The sequence below is a fragment of the Variovorax sp. S12S4 genome (assembly GCF_023195515.1).
Classification (GTDB): domain Bacteria; phylum Pseudomonadota; class Gammaproteobacteria; order Burkholderiales; family Burkholderiaceae_C; genus Variovorax.
Window position 1 is genome coordinate 961,536 of sequence record NZ_JALPKR020000002.1, and the last position, 15,425, is coordinate 976,960.

The window sequence follows — 15,425 nt, forward strand, 5'->3', positions numbered from 1 at the left end:
CCCCGTCGGCGGGTGCGCCGCCCTGAACGCACGACCCGGCAAATCAAGCAGCGACCCTTCATCGAGCCCCCGACGAGCCGCAGCCACAACCGTCTGGGCCGCATCCGCCATGTCGTTGGCAGAAATGATCGGAAGCCCCGATTGCCCGAGGATGGTTCGCCCCAGGGTTTCGTTGGTGCCCTTCATGCGCACCACCAGTGGCACCGATAGATCGACCTCGCGCGCCGCGGCGATGATGCCGCGCGCAATCACGTCGCACTTCATGATGCCGCCGAAGATGTTGACCAGGATGGCCCGCAGATTCGGGTTGCGCAGCATCAGCTTGAAGGCTTCCGTCACCTTCTCGGCGGTGGCGCCGCCGCCCACGTCCAGAAAATTGGCCGGCGATCCGCCGTAGAGCTTGATCGCGTCCATCGTGGCCATTGCCAAGCCCGCGCCATTCACCAGGCAGCCGATGTCGCCGCCGAGCGGAATGTAGGAAAGATCGAACTTCGAAGCTTCCACCTCGGCTGGGTCTTCCTCGTCGAAATCGCGCATCGCGGCGATCTCCGGTTGGCGGAAGAGCGCGTTGGGATCGAAGTTGAACTTGGCGTCCAGCGCCATCACGCGGCCGTCGCGCGTCAGCACCAGCGGGTTGATCTCGGCCAGCGATGCATCGCTGGCATCGAAGGCCTGGTAGAGGCTTTGCACCAGCGTGCGCACCTGCAGCATCGCCTTTCCGGAAAAGCCGATGTCGCGTGCCAGGCCGTCGGCCTCGGCCGCCTTCACGCCTGTGGCGGGGTCGATGAGCAGCTTGCGGATTTTTTCCGGCGTGCGCGCCGCAACCTCTTCGATGTCCATGCCGCCTTCGCTCGACGCCATCAGCGCAATGCGGCGCGACTCCCGGTCGACCACCATGCCGAGATAGAACTCCTTCTCGATCTCGACGCTCTCCTCGACCAGCAGGCGCTTGACCAGGCGGCCTTCGGGGCCGGTCTGGTGCGTTCTCAAGGTCATGCCCAGCAACTCGTCGGCGTGGCGCCGCACTTCGGCTGCCGACCAGGCCAGCCGGACACCGCCGCCCTTGCCGCGGCCGCCGGCATGAATCTGCGCCTTGACCACCCAGGCCCGGCCACCGAGCCGCGTGGCGGCATCGGCTGCCTCGTCGGGCGAAAAGCATGCATATCCACGCGGCGTGGGCACGCCGTATTTGCGCAATACGTCCTTGCCTTGGTATTCGTGGATATTCATGGCAATTTCAGGCGCCGAGTTCGGCGCCGCGGCTTTCGGCCCAATTGAAATAGCGCTTTTTCATGGCGCCGGCTTCGAGCTCCCGCTTTTGATGCTCTTCCTTCTTCTGCTCGATCACTTCAGCCAGAAATTTGGCGTCGTAGGCGCGCAAAAGATGCGGCTGGTGGTCGGCCAGGTAATTGCACACGCGCTCGATGCCGTCCTGGCTCTGGCGCAGCAGCTGGCAGTAGATTTCGCGATCCCAATGCCAGCGGAAACCCAACTCATAGAACGCTGCGTTGTAGGCATTGCGCTCCGTTTCACTGCTCCAATATTGAACCGGCAAATCATCGATCATGAAATTTCTCCTAGAAATTGAACGCCGTGCGGCAAATGTTTTGCGTGTCGGCATGATCAAAATGTAGATTCGATGATCGATAAATAATAGTTAAACTATTTTATTGAATACATTCGCGATAAGTTATACATAAATGGCCGTGAATTCCCGAAGCGGGTGAATTCGCACCCGCAATTCTTCCGGCCTTCAAAGACAGCGTTTCTTCAGCTCAAGCTTAGATCACGCCCTCGGCGCGCAGCGCCGCAACGTCGCCCGCCGTATAGCCGAGCTGCGTCAGCACTTCTTCGGTGTGCTCGCCGAGAAGCGGCGAGCGCGTCACTTCGGTCGGGCTGTCGGACATCTTGATCGGGTTGCCCACCGTCAGGTACTTGCCGCGGGTGGGGTGGTCCACCTCGACGATGGTGCCGGTCTCGCGCAGCGACTCGTCGGCGGCGATTTCCTTCATCGAAAGAATCGGCCCGCACGGAATGTCGTACTGGTTGAGGATGTCCATGGCCTCGAACTTGGTCTTGGTCATGGTCCATTGCTCGATGCGCGCGAAGATCGGCTTCAGGTGCAGCAGGCGCGCCGCCGGCGTGGCATAGGCCTCGTCGGTAATCCAGCCTTCTTCGCCGATGACCTTGCACACAGCCGGCCACACCGCACCCTGAGTGATGAAGTAGATGTACGCGTTGGGGTCGGTTTCCCAGCCCTTGCACTTGAGAATGGAGCCCGGCTGGCCGCCGCCCGATGCATTGCCCGCGCGCGGCACCGCGTCGCCAAACTTGCCGTCGGGGTACTGCGGGTACTCGTGCATGGTGCCGGTGCGCTCCAGCCGCTGCTGGTCGCGCATCTTCACGCGGCAGAGGTTCAGCACCGCGTCCTGCATGGGCGCGAGCACCTGCTGGCCGCGGCCCGTGTTGTTGCGCTGATAGAGCGCCGCCACGATGCCCAGCGCCAGGTGCAGGCCGGTGCCGCTGTCGCCGATCTGCGCGCCCGTGACCACCGGCGGTCCGTCTTCGAAGCCCGTGGTCGACGCCGCGCCGCCCGCGCACTGCGCCACGTTCTCGTACACCTTGCAGTGCTCGTACTTGCCGGGGCCGAAGCCCTTGACCGAGGCCACGATCATGCGCGGGTTCAGCTCCTGGATGTGGGCCCAGGTAATGCCCATGCGGTCGAGCGCGCCGGGTGCGAAGTTTTCCACCAGCACGTCGCACGTCTTGATCAGCGAGTCGAGCACCTGCTTGCCCTTGGGCTTCTTGGTGTCCAGCGTGATCGAGCGCTTGTTGTGGTTCAGCATCGTGAAGTAGAGGCTGTCCACACCGGGAATGTCGCGCAGCTGTGCGCGCGTTGCGTCGCCTTCGCCGGCGCGCTCCACCTTGATCACGTCGGCGCCGAACCACGCCAGCAGCTGGGTGCAGGTGGGGCCAGACTGGACATGGGTGAAGTCGAGAATGCGAACGCCCTCAAGTGCCTTGCTCATCAGCTGTCTCCTTTGATCGTGGTCTCTGCTTCTTGCAGTCGAGCGCGCAATTTACGCTCTTCGGCAAAGCGGGCGGTTTCGTCTCGCACGATGGCAACGATGCCCGTGACCTCGCGATCCTCCGAGAACAGCATCGACACCGTGAAGGCGATCGACAGCGTGTGCCCGTCCTTGTGCAGCGCGGGGACGCGCAGCAGGTCGGCTCCGTACTTGGTGATGCCGGTTTCCATGGTCTTGTGGTAACCGTCCCAGTGGCGCTGGCGCTGCCGCTGGGGAATGATCATGTCGAGCGACTGGCCCAGTGCCTCGGCTTCGGTAAAGCCGAAGATCCGCTCGGCGGCGCGGTTCCAGAGCGTGATCGCTCCTTTCGCATCGCACACCATGATCGCGTCGCCGGCGCCTTCGACGAGCTGCTTGAAATCAACGTTCGCTTGCATGTTTACCTCTGGCGCTTCAATGTCGATTCCCGGCTCCGCCCGCCGTGGGAGCGGCGAAGCCGGGGAGCCGCTACACGGCTTTTGCTTCCTTCAGGTTGGCGATCTGTTCCTTGGTGTAGCCCAGTTCGGCCAGCACTTCGTCAGTGTGCTCGCCCAAGAGCGGCGAGGCGGTGACCTCGGGCTTGAGGTCCGAGAACTTGATCGGGCTGCCGATGGTCCAGTAGCTGCCGCGCTCCTTGTGCGGCACTTCGACGATGGAGCCGCTCTTGCGCAGCGACTCGTCGTGCAGCAGTTCCTTCATCGACAGCACCGGGGCGCAAGGAATATCGTGCTTGCGGAAGATGTCCACAGCCTCGAACTTGGTCTTGTCCTTGATGAAGTCCTCGATGGTTGCGAAGATCTGGTCGATGTGCGGCTGACGGGCCTTAGGGGTCATGTAGTCCGGGTCGGTCTTCCATTCGGGCTTGCCGAGCGCGTCGCAGATCGGGTCCCAGGCATGGCCCTGCACCGTGAAGTAGATGTAGGCGTTGGGGTCGGTCTGCCAGCCCTTGCACTTCAAGATCCAGCCCGGCTGGCCGCCGCCGCCGGCATTGCCGCCGCGCGGCACCACCTTGTCCTTGAAGGCGTCCATCTCGTGCGGGTACTGGGGGTATTCCTCCAGGTAGCCCACGCTGTCCAGGCGCTGCTGGTCGCGCATCTTCACGCGGCACAGGTTGAGCACGGCGTCCTGCATCGAGCAGGCCACCTTCTGGCCCTTGCCCGTTTGCTGGCGGCCGATGATGGCCGTCAGGATGCCGATGGCCAGGTGCATGCCGGTGTTGGAGTCGCCCAACGCCGCCGCCGAAATGGTGGGCACCGAGTTTTCGCCCTTCCACCAGCCGGTGGTGGAGGCGGCGCCGCCGGCGCACTGCGCCACGTTCTCGTACACCTTCAGGTCTTCGTAGTGGTGGCCGTCGCTGAAGCCCTTGACCGAGGCGACGATCATCTTGGGGTTCAGTTCCTGGATGCGCGTCCAGGTAAAGCCCATGCGGTCGAGCGCGCCGGGGCCGAAGTTTTCCACCAGCACATCGGATTCGCGGATCAGCTTTTCCAGCACCGCCTTGCCTTCGGGCTTCTTGGTGTCCAGCGTGATCGAGCGCTTGTTGCTGTTGAGCATGGTGAAGTACAGCGCGTCGACATTCGGGATGTCACGCAGCTGGCTGCGCGTGACGTCGCCGGCGCCCGGGCGCTCGACCTTGATCACGTCGGCGCCGAACCAGGCCAGCATCTGCGTGCATGCCGGACCGGCTTGCACGTGCGTGAAGTCGATGATCTTGATGCCGTTGAGGGGTTTGTTGTTGCTGCTCATTGCTGCGATCTCCTGGTTGAATGGAACGGATTACTTCTTCTTGGCCGTGGCCGGATTGAGGCTGGTGATGCGGCCGCTCTCGGTGCCGGCGGTCTCGTCGATCACGGCGTTGATGAGCGTGGGGCGGCGGGAAGCCACGGCTTCGGCCAGCGCCTTCTGCAGTTCGTCCGCGGTGGTGGCGTTGACCCCCACGCCGCCGAAGGCTTCCATCAGCTTGTCGTACCGCGCGTTCTTCACGAACACGGTGGGCGCCACGTCGGGCGTACCGCTCGGGTTGACGTCGGTGCCGCGGTAGACACCGTTGTTGTTGAACACGACGATGCAGATCGGCAGGTTGTAGCGGCAGATGGTTTCCACCTCCATGCCGCTGAAGCCGAAGGCGCTATCGCCTTCGATGGCAATCACCGGCTTGTCGGTGACCACCGCGGCCGCCACGGCAAAGCCCATGCCGATGCCCATGATTCCCCACGTGCCCACGTCCAGGCGCTTGCGCGGCTCGTACATGTCGACGATGCTGCGCGCGAAGTCGAGCGTGTTGGCGCCCTCGTTCACCACAATGGCGTCGGGCCGGGCCTTCACCTGGTCGCGAATCACGCTCAGCGCGCTGTGGAAGTTCATCGGCGAGGGCCGCGCGGCCAGCGTCACGGCCATCTTCGACAGGTTCTTGTCCTTGCGCTCGGCAATGGCGCCGGTCCATTCGGCCGGCGGCTTGGCCCACTTGGCATCGACACCAGCAAGCAGCGCCGCCACGCAGGAGCCGATGTCGCCGATTACCGGCGCGGCAATGGCCACGTTGCTGTCGATCTCGGTCGGTGCGATGTCGATCTGGATGAACTGCTTGGCGCCCTTCTCCTGGCCCCAGGTCTTGCCCTTGCCGTGCGACAGCAGCCAGTTGAGGCGCGCGCCCACCAGCATCACCACGTCGGCTTCTTGCAGCACATAGGAGCGCGCCGCCGCGGCCGATTGCGCATGCGTGTCGGGCAACAGGCCCTTGGCCATCGACATCGGCAGGTAGGGAATGCCGGTCTTCTCGATCAGCGCGCGGATATCGGCATCGGCCTGTGCGTAGGCGGCACCCTTGCCGAGCAGGATCAGCGGCTTCTTGGCGCCCTTGAGCAGGTCGAGCGCGCGCTGCACCGCATCGGGCGCCGGAATCTGGCGCGGGGCCGGATCGACCACCTTGATGAGCGACCTGCGACCGGCCTCGGCGTCCATGGTCTGCGCAAACAGCTTGGCCGGCAGGTCGAGGTACACGCCGCCGGGGCGGCCCGACACCGCCGAGCGGATGGCCCGTGCAATGCCCACGCCGATGTCTTCGGCGTGCAGCACGCGGAACGCGGCCTTGCACAGCGGCTTGGCGATGGCCAGCTGGTCCATCTCTTCGTAGTCGCCTTGCTGCAGGTCGACGATCTCGCGCTCGCTCGAGCCGCTGATGAGAATCATCGGGAAGCAATTGGTGGTGGCGTTGGCCAGCGCCGTCAGGCCGTTCAGGAAGCCCGGCGCGGACACCGTGAGGCAGATGCCCGGCTTTTGCGTGAGAAAGCCCGCAGCCGCCGCGGCATTGCCCGCATGCTGCTCGTGGCGGAACGAGATGACGCGCAGGCCTTCTGCCTGGGCCATGCGCGTCAGGTCGGTGATCGGGATGCCCGGCAAGCCGAAGATCGTGTCGATATCGTTCAGCTTCAGCGCATCGATGACCAGGTGGAAGCCGTCGATCGTGTTGTCGTGCGCCTCTTCCGGCGGTTGCTTGAGTGCGAGCACGACCGCGTCGCCTTCGGCAGCCTTGTTCTTTGGCTTGAGGGCGTCGTCGAGGGTCGTGGATGCCTCTTTATCCGTTCTTACTGAAGACATGTCTCTCCTTCTTGCTTGGGTGAATGGCCGAGGCCCGAGCCGGGACTATGATTCGGGGGCATGTCTTTCGGGCGTTGACCTCGGTCAACTTTCCGGAAAACGGCACCAGCCAGATGAACCAGAAGTTGTTGTTGCGAATTCGAGCAAGACGGGCCCCATGACTTTGTTGGAAAACCATCCGGAGAAAAACATCATTCGCGCGCAGCTCCGGCAGAACATCCTTCTCAAGGACCTGAGCGAGAGCGAACGCGCCGAGCTGGAAACCCATCTCGTCATCGTGGACGGCAACAAGGGCGACTTTCTGCTGCACCAGGGCGTGCGCGAGATGGAGCAGTACTTCATCCTCGACGGCATCCTCAAGCGGGTGGTGAGCAACCCCGAGGGCAAGGAAATGATCCTGCGCTTTGCCGACGCGCACGACATGGAAACCAGCTACGCGGCCCTGCGGCTGGGCACGCCCACGCCCTACGGCATCGTGTGCGTCACCAAGGCCCGGGTGGCCAGCCTGCCGCTGAAGGAGTGGATCGCGTTCCTGAACCGCCACCCTGAAACGAAAGAGCTGTTCGAGTACTGCGTGATGCGCGGCATGAGCGAAATCATGGCGCACACCATCACGCTGCATCTGCTCGATGCACCCGGGCGCGTGCACCGATTCATGCGCAAGCACCCCGAGTTGGAAGACCGCATTCCCAGCAAGGAGCTTGCGTCGTATCTCAACCTCTCCGCAGAAACCCTTAGCCGCCTGCGCAAGCGCGGAAAGATCTAGGCAGTCGCCCAGTCGCGCGCGGAATTCAGGTCTGCTTGGACGACGCGAAGCGGCGCGGAACGGTCATCAGGCGCAGCGCGTTGTCCACGCTGCTTACGCCGCCCACTTTGGAGGCCACGTCCTCCGTAAGCGCGCGCTCTTCCGCATTGAGAACGATGCCGCTCAGCTTTACCTTGCCCTGGTCGGCCTCGACGGTCACGCGGATGTCGCTGGTCGCCTCGTCGTCCTTCAGCGCCGACTTCACGCGCGCCGCAAGCGTCATGTTGGCCAGCAGTGCGCGCGAGGCCGGTGTTTCGGCAAACTCCGGCCGCTCGACCAGCGCGCGGATCTGCGCCACGCAGCTGTCCACCGAAATGCGATCTGTGTTGAGCACCAGGTCGTAGAGCACCGGGTCGCCCCATGTCACGCCGAACTGCGCATGCATGCGCGCCGCGTGCGCGTCGTCGCTGCGCCGGATTTCGGCCTCGGCAAACTCGGCGTCGTCGGTTTCCAGGTGCGCCATCAGCCATGCGACGCGATTCTTCATCGAGCGGGTGATGCGCACGCACACCACGTGCGGCACAGGCCGCAGCAGGCAGGTGGCGCCCCAGCCGCGCAGCACCACGTTGCCGCGGTCCGCCAGTGCAAAGAGTTCTTCGGCCGTGTAGAGCGCGAGGCTGCGCTTGTCGGCGGTGAGCCGTTCGACAAAGCCGGCCTTGCCGTCGCGCAGGCGGCCGATGAAGCTGGTCGGTACCTGCATGCGGTCGGCCACGCGCTCGATCGTCTCGTGGCGCATGATCTCGAGGCCGAGCTGCTCGGCAAGGCGCTGCGACACGTCCTTGGCGAGGGAGCCCATCTCCTGGGTGAGTGCAATCACTGGCATGTTGGTTGTTCTCCGGTCAGTCCACGGGACGCTCGACGGCAAACTCGTCCGGCTTCTTCGGCTTGATGAAGGCCAGCACCTTCGAGATCAGCGGCCAGAACAGCAGCACCAGCGCCAGGGTGGTGATGCCACCGACCAGCGGGTTGGAGAACATGATCATCACATCGCCCTGCGAGACCAGCATGGCCTGGCGGAACGAGTCTTCGGCCTTGTCGCCGAGCACCAGCGCCAGCACCAGCGGCGCCAGCGGGAAGTCGAGCTTCTTGAACAGATACCCCACCACGCCGAAGCCGAGCATGAACCAGATGTCGAGCATCGCGTTGTGCACCGTGTAGGCGCCAATGGCGCAGATCACGATGATTACTGGCGCAATGATCGAGAACGGAATGCGCAGGATCGAGGCGAACAGCGGCACCGTGCTCAACACCACGATGAGGCCGACGATGTTGCCCAGGTACATGCTGGCGATGAGCCCCCAGACGAAGTCTTTCTGCTCGACGAACAGCAGCGGCCCGGGTTGCAGGCCCCAGATCAGCAGGCCGCCCAGCAGCACTGCGGCCGTGGGCGAACCCGGAATGCCCAGCGCCAGCATCGGCAGCAGCGCGCTGGTGCCTGCGGCGTGCGCCGCGGTCTCGGGCGCAACCACGCCTTCCATTTGGCCAGTGCCGAACTTGGAGCCGCGCTTGGACATTTTCTTGGCCAGGCCATAGGCCATGAACGAGGCCGGGGTGGCGCCGCCGGGCGTGATGCCCATCCAGATGCCGATGAGCGAACTGCGCAGCGACGTGACCCAGTACTGCGGCAGCTGCTTCCAGGTCTGCAGCACCACCTTCGGATCGATCTTCGCGGTCTTGCCGGAGAACTTGAGGCCCTCTTCCATCGACAGCAGGATTTCGCCGATGCCGAACAGGCCGATCACCGCAATCAGGAAGTCGAAACCTCGCATCAGCTCGGGTTGGCCGAAGGTGAGTCGCAGTTGGCCCGTGACCGTATCCATGCCCACGCTCGCCAGCGCAAAGCCGAGCGCCATGGACGCCAGGATCTTGAACGGCGACCCCTTGCCCATGCCCACGAAGCTGCAGAAGGTGAGCAGGTACACCGCAAAGAATTCGGGCGAGCCAAACTTCAGCGCAAACTTGGCCACCAGCGGCGCCAGGAAGGTGATCATGATCACCGCCAGCAGCGCGCCGATGAACGACGAGGTGAACGCCGTGGTGAGCGCGGCGCCTGCATTGCCCTGCTGCGCCATCGGGTAGCCGTCGAAGGTGGTGGCCACCGACCACGGCTCGCCCGGAATGTTGAACAGAATGGAGGTGATGGCGCCGCCGAACAGCGCCCCCCAGTAGATGCACGACAGCATGATGATCGCCGAGGTGGGCGACATCGTGAACGTGAGGGGCAGCAGAATGGCCACGCCGTTGGCGCCGCCGAGCCCCGGGAGCACGCCGATCAGTACCCCCAGGATGATGCCGACGAACATCAGGCCGATGTTCATGGGGGTGAGGATCACCGAGAAGCCCTGCAGCAGGGCGCTGATTTCTTCCATTTCGCGTTTGCTCCGTGAAATTCAGTAGCCGAGGAATCGGAGGGGATCGAGAGCGCCCTTGAACAGCGGCACCTTGAACCACACCTCGAACATGAAGAAGAAAACCGTGTTGACGACCAGTGCCGCGATGACGCTCTTCACCCACGAGTACTTGCCGAGAAACACCATGAAGAGCGCGATGTAGATCGCCGACGCCAGGTACAGCCCGAGCAAGGAGATTGCGAGTACGTACACGATGGCCGGCAGAAGCACCGACAGCACGCGCTTGAGCTGCACGGAGTCGACGAAGATTTCGGTCTTCTTCTCTTTGCCCAGCAGCGCCTGGTACAGGATGCCGGCGCCGGAGATCGCGATGATCGCGCCGATGTAGAAGGGAAAGTAACCCGCGCCGGGGCCGTCGCTGGTCCAGCCGGAGCCCAGCCTCTGGCTCTCGACGATGACTACAAGGCCTATTGCCAGCAGGACCGCTGCAACCACCGCCTCGACCACGTTGGTCGCTACGCCGGTGCGTGCCGCGCCTTCGGAATTCTCGTCGTGCTCCATGGAGACCTCATCGTTCGTGTGTATGTACCGGGAAAGAAACGAGAGTGCAGCGCCCCGCCCGCCGCGTATCGGCGGCGGCCGCGTCCTCAGGCAAGGAGCGCTGCAGGGCGCTCGATTGCTGCTACTTGCTGCTGGCCAGGAAACCGGCTTCGCTCATCAGCGTGCGGTGCGTGGCTTCCGCTTCGGTCAGCCACTTGGTGAAGGGTTCGCCCGTCATGAACGTCGGGTTGAACGCGCCCTTCTCCATGTATTCCTTCCAGTCGGGCGTGGCTGCGATCTTGGTCAGCAGGTCGACATAGAAAGCGCGCTGCTCGGGCGTGACGCCCGGGGCCATGAAGATGCCACGCAGCATCGTGTACTTGGTGGGAACACCGGCTTCCTTGCAGGTGGGAATGTCGTTCCACGACTGCGTCTCGGTCACCTTGGCCTTGAACGGCATGCGCTCGTCGTCGAACACGCACAGCGCACGCAGCTTGCCCGCGCGCCACTGGGCCACGGCCTCGATCGGGTTGTTCACGGTCGACTGCACATGGCCGCCCACCAGCTGCACCGCCACTTCGCCGCCGCCCTTGAACGGCACATAGATGAACTTGGTGCCGGTGGCCTTCTCGAGCGCCACGGTGATGATCTGGTCTTCCTGCTTGGAGCCGGTGCCAGCCATCTTGAACTTGCTCGGTCCCGCCGCCTTGGCTGCCGCGATGTACTCCGCGGCGCTCTTGTACGGCTGCTCGGCATTGGTCCACAGCACGAACTGGTCGAGCGCCAGCATCGCTACAGGCGTCATGTCCTTCCAGTTGAAGGGCACGCCGGTGGCCATGGGCGTGGTGAACAGGTTCGACAGCGAGATGATGATCTTGTGCGGATCGCCCTTGGCTTCCTTCACCGCCAGAAAGCCTTCGGCGCCCGCGCCTCCCGACTTGTTGACGACGATCAGCGGCTCTTTCATCAGCTTGTACTTGATGACGATGCCCTGCAGCAATCGGCCCATCTGGTCGGCGCCTCCGCCGGTGCCCGCTGGAATCACGAACTCCACCGGCTTGGCGGGTTCCCATGCTGCAGCTGGTGCAGTGGCCGCGAGTGCCAGCATGGCAGCGGTAAAGACTTTGGCCCGGCAAGCGTGGGCACGCGAAAAGAAGTTCTTCATCATGTTGTCTCCTGTGTAAGGGTGCGCTCTATTTTTTAAAGAATCTGAGCCGAGATGCGAACAGGGCAGATGGTGCGCGCAGCACGAACATCGCTTGCTTGACCATGGTCAACTTTTCAAAGATTTTGTCTTGGGGTTAGCCCGCGCCGTGTGGTTGGACGGGCTGCGCAAGCGAGCCGCGCGGAGCCCACTCCCGGTGCGTGCGGGTGCCCATTTCCCCCGCTCCAGGGTGTATTCGGGTAAACCCTAGAATAGAGGGGTCTACCCACTCACCAGATCCAGGAGTCCCTTTTATGTCTACCCTTGACCGATCGTCCAGCGCGAGCACATTCGGCAGTGGCTTGGCTGGCGCGCTCAAGGCGCTTGCAGAAGAAGCAAGCGTGCTCGTTCAGGCCCTGCTGAGCCCAGGCAAGATCATCAGCGAGGTCGAAGAAATGCGCGCCCTTCAAACGCGCGCCGACCGCATCGAAGCCTCCGACCCGGCGCGCGCAGCCGCGCTGCGCTGGCACGCCTCGCGCGTCGGCCTGCGCTGAGCGCTGCCGCCCCCAAAGCAAGGGGCAGTTCGAGCCGCAAGCGAACTGGTAAAGTTCGGGCCGTCTACCGCGTCTTCGTAGTTCAATGGATAGAACGGGGTCCTCCTAAGACTCAGATACAGGTTCGATTCCTGTCGAAGGCACCACCGCACACCAAGTTCAGATGCCGCCACGTTGCGTGCGGCTGATGAAGTCAAGCATGAGCGCCACGGCAGCGGCCGCGTGCGTCTCGAGCAGGAAATGCCCGCCGTCGAAAACATGCGCTTCCATGCGCGGCAGGTCCTGCATCCACGACAGCGTTTCAGCGATATCGAAGTAGGGGTCGTGACGGCCCCACAGCATGAGCGCGGGCGGTTGCCATTCTTTCAGGTACTTCGCGATCACATCGAAACGCGCGGCGTGGTTCTTGTAGTCGGCAATGAGCGCGCGCTGGGTTTCCATGCGCCCGGGAAGGTTCATCACCCTCCAGTCCTCCACCCAGGTTCCGCCTCTGATCGTGGCGGCGACTTCTTCCGGCAGGCCGCCGGTGTATTGCTCGCGCGTGAACTCGAAGGTCAGTTCGACGGCCGCGGCTGCCTCGTTCTCCTTGGTCGGATTCGACCAGAGCTTCAATTGGGCGTCCCAGACGGGGCCGAAGCCGGTTCGATGCGCGTTCGCGTTCTGGATGACGAGCCCCGCAACCAACTCCGGCGCGCGCATGGCAATCTGAAGGCCGACGGCCGCGCCCGAGTCATGCAGGTAGATCAAGCGACGCTTGATCGCCAGTCGATCCAGCAGTTCGAGAATCGCATCGCTGAACGCTGCAAATGAAGGCGACGGCAGAACATCGGACTGGCCAAAGCCGGGAAGGTCGGGCGCGATCACATGAGCGACTTGCGACAGCTCGGGTATGACGTCCCGAAACTCGCGCGCGGAGCTCGGAAATCCGTGCAGGAGCAGTACGGTGGGCTTGGAGGCCTCCCCGCCGTGATGAAGGCCAGCTCCGTGCCGCCGGACAAGCGCAGCCGTTGCGGGGTTGCCGGGTTCATGTCAGAACTCCTTGACCGGTTAAATCACTCCGCAGGATAGGAAGCATTTCGCTGCGTGTGAAGACCACCTCAGGTGGTCTCGAACGCCGGCCTGAAAACCCTGGCCGCAAAATCCGCGAGCGTCGTCGGGGTGATCTCGGTAGGGCCCTTGTCGTACTCGCCGTCCAGGCGTCCCAAAGAGAATGCCTCGCTCATTTCCGCCAACTGCGCGGCGGCGTTCGCCGAGAAGCCCTGCTGCATCAGCACCGCCTTGGCTTGCGCCGGATCGGATTGGACATACGCGAGGTCCGGCCTGCCGATGGCCTTGCCGAGCAACGCCGTCGCTTCCTTCATCGTGTAGAGGCTTGGCGCACGCAGATGGAGCACGCGCTTGCCCTTGCCCGAGGGCGTGCCCAACTCGCGCGCTATGACTTGCGCGATGTCGGCCGTGGCCACCATCGGCAGCGGCGAATTGGGCGCGGTCATGTCCGCGTACGCGCCGATGCTGCGGATCATCTCTATCGCGGCCAGGTGGTTCTCGAAGAAGTAGCCGGGCCGCGCGTGCAGCACGTCCACGCCGGCGAGTTGGTCGAGGCGCTGCTCCTGCCGATGCAGGCCCGCGATCGGTCCGGTTCCCGCGCTCACATGCGCGCCGACGCTGCTGAGATTCACGACGCGTTTCACCTCGGCCGCGGCGATTGCGCGCGTGATGGCATCGCCCAGCCGATCTTGCTCCGCAAGCATATCGTCCGCTGCGTAATCGGTAGGGATCATCGTGTAGACGGCCGTGGCACCAGCGAATGCGCGGGCCAGGAAGCCCGCATCGCCGATGTCGCCAGCCGCGATGTCCGCGCCCGCGGCCTTCAGGGAAGCGAGCGATCCCGCATGGCGGCCGACAACGCGTACGGCCATGCCTTGCGCGAGCAACAGTGCCGCGACTTTGGAGCTGATGTTGCCGTTGGAGCCGAGAAGTACATACATGGCGGTTTCCTTCATGGGTGATGTTGCGATGGGTGCCATGGTGCGCGCTGCGGTTGTTTCCAGAAAGCGCCTGCGACAGAATTCATTGTCCAGTTGTGGAGAACAATCGCATGAAGGCTCCTGCCATCTCCTTCGGCCGCCTGGCGGCCTTCGTCGCGGTGGCCGAGGCCGGCACCTTCACCGCCGCTGCCGAACGCCTGAACACGACCAAGTCCGCGGTGAGCCAGGCGGTGGCGTTGCTCGAGCGTGAACTGGGCACGCAGCTTTTGCAGCGATCCACGCGCAAGCTCGCCATCACCGAAGCAGGGGTTGCGTTTCTCGCCGACTGCCGTGAGCTGCTGGCCGGTGCGGAGGCTGCGATGGAGCGGGCACGCAGCGGGCGCGCGCAACCTTCGGGTACGTTGCGGCTCACCAGCCCGCAAGCATCGGCCGGCATGGTCGCGAGCTGGATCGCGGCGTATAGCGAGCGCTATCCGGCAATGCGCGTGGACTATGTGCCCACCGACCGCAAACTCGATGTGATTGCCGAGCACTTCGACCTCACGATCCGCATCGGGCCGATGGCCGATTCCGGCCTTCGCGCGGTGGTGCTCGAGGAACTCGGGCTTTGGACCGTCGCCGCGCCCAGCTATCTCGCCCGCCATGGCACGCCGCGCAAGCCAGAGGAGCTCGCGAAGCACGAGTGGATTGCGCTGTCGCTGCTGCCGGCTCCGTGGTCGATCGATCTCGAGCGCGGCGGCCGAAAGGTGCGTGTGAAGCTGCGCGGATCGATATCGGCGGCGAGCACGGACGCCGTGCTGCAACTGGTGCGCCAGGGCGCGGGCATCTCTTTTTTTCCGAGTACGGCAAACGTCCGCGCCGAGGTGGAAGCCGGGCGCCTTGTTCGTCTTTTTCCTGGCTGGGCGTCGGGCCGCATGTTTCTCTACGCGGCCTATCCGGGCAACATCGCCCCTCCCGCAAAGACGCGCGCGTTCATCGACCTTGCGAAGGAAGCGGTGCGATCTCGCAGCAAAGGACAAGAGTCCTGACAGTTCTCCCGTCAGCTTGGGGCGCTACTGGCCTTCGAGATGCCGAGTGCCTATTCCGGCGCGGCCGGCGTACGCAAGGCCGGCGACGATGCCTGTTGCTGGCCCTGCATCGGGCCGACGAAAGCGACCGGTCCGGGCTCGCCTTGCGTCCTGCGCCCGATGCCTCGTACGAGGTGGCGCGGTAGATGGTGGGTTCTTCTCAACTGCTCCAGCGCCTCGCTGCGGGCTGGTTCCGACACCGGTAGAAACATCTGCAATACGCTCATGATGTCATCCCGTGAGGCCAGAAAAGAATGTGGCTGGCTCGCAGTGATCGGAGCACAGCTTCCAGTTTCAGCGGCCTCTGGCGT

At 63.8% G+C, this 15,425-nt stretch carries 14 protein-coding genes, 1 tRNA gene and 1 pseudogene; 4 read left to right on the forward strand and 12 right to left on the reverse strand.

From position 1 onward, the window contains the following. Nucleotides 1-72 precede the first annotated feature (72 nt). From sucC to oxc, 6 genes and pseudogenes are all read right to left on the reverse strand, one after another. Nucleotides 73-1,230, reverse strand: a pseudogene (sucC, locus tag M0765_RS05045) (ADP-forming succinate--CoA ligase subunit beta); the annotation flags it as partial. 7 nt (nt 1,231-1,237) lie between these two features. After that, a complete protein-coding gene (locus M0765_RS05050; protein ID WP_258502368.1) occupies nt 1,238-1,621 on the reverse strand; it encodes a hypothetical protein in 384 nt (127 codons plus the stop codon). 160 nt (nt 1,622-1,781) lie between these two features. After that, nucleotides 1,782-3,029 (reverse strand): formyl-CoA transferase, encoded by a 1,248-nt coding sequence (gene frc, locus M0765_RS05055; RefSeq protein ID WP_258502370.1) that lies wholly within the window; start codon nt 3,027-3,029, stop codon nt 1,782-1,784. Beyond that, nucleotides 3,029-3,466 (reverse strand): PAS domain-containing protein, encoded by a 438-nt coding sequence (locus M0765_RS05060; RefSeq protein WP_157615917.1) that lies wholly within the window; start codon nt 3,464-3,466, stop codon nt 3,029-3,031. The genes frc (M0765_RS05055) and M0765_RS05060 overlap by 1 nt, the downstream gene beginning before the upstream one ends. 70 nt (nt 3,467-3,536) lie before the next feature. After that, nucleotides 3,537-4,814: a formyl-CoA transferase gene (gene frc / locus M0765_RS05065; RefSeq protein WP_258502371.1), complete on the reverse strand. Its 1,278-nt coding sequence runs from the start codon at nt 4,812-4,814 to the stop codon at nt 3,537-3,539. Nucleotides 4,815-4,844: 30 nt separating this feature from the next. Next, complete coding sequence (gene oxc, locus M0765_RS05070; RefSeq protein WP_258502372.1) at nt 4,845-6,665, reverse strand: oxalyl-CoA decarboxylase; 1,821 nt, start codon at nt 6,663-6,665, stop codon at nt 4,845-4,847. Between the two features lie 157 nt (nt 6,666-6,822). Between oxc and M0765_RS05075 the strand changes: the two genes are divergently transcribed. Beyond that, nucleotides 6,823-7,431 (forward strand): Crp/Fnr family transcriptional regulator, encoded by a 609-nt coding sequence (locus M0765_RS05075; RefSeq protein WP_157615924.1) that lies wholly within the window; start codon nt 6,823-6,825, stop codon nt 7,429-7,431. A gap of 25 nt (nt 7,432-7,456) precedes the next feature. Here the strand turns inward: M0765_RS05075 and M0765_RS05080 are convergent, their stop codons facing one another. From M0765_RS05080 to M0765_RS05095, 4 genes are all read right to left on the reverse strand, one after another. Then, nucleotides 7,457-8,293 (reverse strand): cytidylate kinase family protein, encoded by an 837-nt coding sequence (locus tag M0765_RS05080; protein WP_258502373.1) that lies wholly within the window; start codon nt 8,291-8,293, stop codon nt 7,457-7,459. A gap of 16 nt (nt 8,294-8,309) precedes the next feature. Continuing rightward, on the reverse strand, nt 8,310-9,839 hold the full coding sequence (locus M0765_RS05085) for a tripartite tricarboxylate transporter permease (protein WP_258502375.1): 1,530 nt from the start codon (nt 9,837-9,839) through the stop codon (nt 8,310-8,312). 21 nt (nt 9,840-9,860) lie between these two features. Further along, nucleotides 9,861-10,382, reverse strand: a complete 522-nt coding sequence (locus M0765_RS05090; RefSeq protein ID WP_258502376.1) for a tripartite tricarboxylate transporter TctB family protein — start codon at nt 10,380-10,382, stop codon at nt 9,861-9,863. A 121-nt stretch (nt 10,383-10,503) separates the two neighbouring features. Then, complete coding sequence (locus tag M0765_RS05095; protein ID WP_409514036.1) at nt 10,504-11,526, reverse strand: Bug family tripartite tricarboxylate transporter substrate binding protein; 1,023 nt, start codon at nt 11,524-11,526, stop codon at nt 10,504-10,506. Nucleotides 11,527-11,819: 293 nt separating this feature from the next. Between M0765_RS05095 and M0765_RS05100 the strand changes: the two genes are divergently transcribed. Further along, nucleotides 11,820-12,059 carry a hypothetical protein gene (locus M0765_RS05100; protein WP_258502377.1) on the forward strand — a complete coding sequence of 80 codons (240 nt, stop codon included), beginning with the start codon at nt 11,820-11,822 and terminating at the stop codon, nt 12,057-12,059. 71 nt (nt 12,060-12,130) lie between these two features. Then, nucleotides 12,131-12,205: transfer RNA gene (locus M0765_RS05105), tRNA-Arg, on the forward strand. A gap of 13 nt (nt 12,206-12,218) precedes the next feature. Here the strand turns inward: M0765_RS05105 and M0765_RS05110 are convergent. After that, a complete protein-coding gene (locus M0765_RS05110) occupies nt 12,219-12,998 on the reverse strand; it encodes an alpha/beta fold hydrolase (RefSeq protein ID WP_342456061.1) in 780 nt (259 codons plus the stop codon). A gap of 158 nt (nt 12,999-13,156) precedes the next feature. After that, nucleotides 13,157-14,062, reverse strand: coding sequence for an NmrA family NAD(P)-binding protein (locus M0765_RS05115; RefSeq protein ID WP_258502378.1), 906 nt, complete (start codon nt 14,060-14,062; stop codon nt 13,157-13,159). Between the two features lie 95 nt (nt 14,063-14,157). On the opposite strand from M0765_RS05115, the gene M0765_RS05120 reads away from it, so the two are divergent. Further along, entirely contained in the window at nt 14,158-15,075 is a 918-nt protein-coding gene (locus M0765_RS05120) for a LysR family transcriptional regulator (RefSeq protein WP_258502379.1), read from the forward strand. The last annotated feature ends 350 nt before the right edge of the window (nt 15,076-15,425 follow it).

Bases quoted from the DNA above. Each gene is read 5' to 3' on its own strand.
- M0765_RS05050 (WP_258502368.1), bottom strand. From the start codon at position 1,621: ATGCCGACACGCAAAACATTTGCCGCACGGCGTTCAATTTCTAGGAGA.
- frc (WP_258502370.1), bottom strand. From the start codon at position 3,029: ATGAGCAAGGCACTTGAGGGCGTTCGCATTCTCGACTTCACCCATGTC.
- M0765_RS05060 (WP_157615917.1), bottom strand. From the start codon at position 3,466: ATGCAAGCGAACGTTGATTTCAAGCAGCTCGTCGAAGGCGCCGGCGAC.
- frc (WP_258502371.1), bottom strand. From the start codon at position 4,814: ATGAGCAGCAACAACAAACCCCTCAACGGCATCAAGATCATCGACTTC.
- oxc (WP_258502372.1), bottom strand. From the start codon at position 6,665: ATGTCTTCAGTAAGAACGGATAAAGAGGCATCCACGACCCTCGACGAC.
- M0765_RS05075 (WP_157615924.1), top strand. From the start codon at position 6,823: ATGACTTTGTTGGAAAACCATCCGGAGAAAAACATCATTCGCGCGCAG.
- M0765_RS05080 (WP_258502373.1), bottom strand. From the start codon at position 8,293: ATGCCAGTGATTGCACTCACCCAGGAGATGGGCTCCCTCGCCAAGGAC.
- M0765_RS05085 (WP_258502375.1), bottom strand. From the start codon at position 9,839: ATGGAAGAAATCAGCGCCCTGCTGCAGGGCTTCTCGGTGATCCTCACC.
- M0765_RS05090 (WP_258502376.1), bottom strand. From the start codon at position 10,382: ATGGAGCACGACGAGAATTCCGAAGGCGCGGCACGCACCGGCGTAGCG.
- M0765_RS05095 (WP_409514036.1), bottom strand. From the start codon at position 11,526: ATGAAGAACTTCTTTTCGCGTGCCCACGCTTGCCGGGCCAAAGTCTTT.
- M0765_RS05100 (WP_258502377.1), top strand. From the start codon at position 11,820: ATGTCTACCCTTGACCGATCGTCCAGCGCGAGCACATTCGGCAGTGGC.
- M0765_RS05115 (WP_258502378.1), bottom strand. From the start codon at position 14,062: ATGAAGGAAACCGCCATGTATGTACTTCTCGGCTCCAACGGCAACATC.
- M0765_RS05120 (WP_258502379.1), top strand. From the start codon at position 14,158: ATGAAGGCTCCTGCCATCTCCTTCGGCCGCCTGGCGGCCTTCGTCGCG.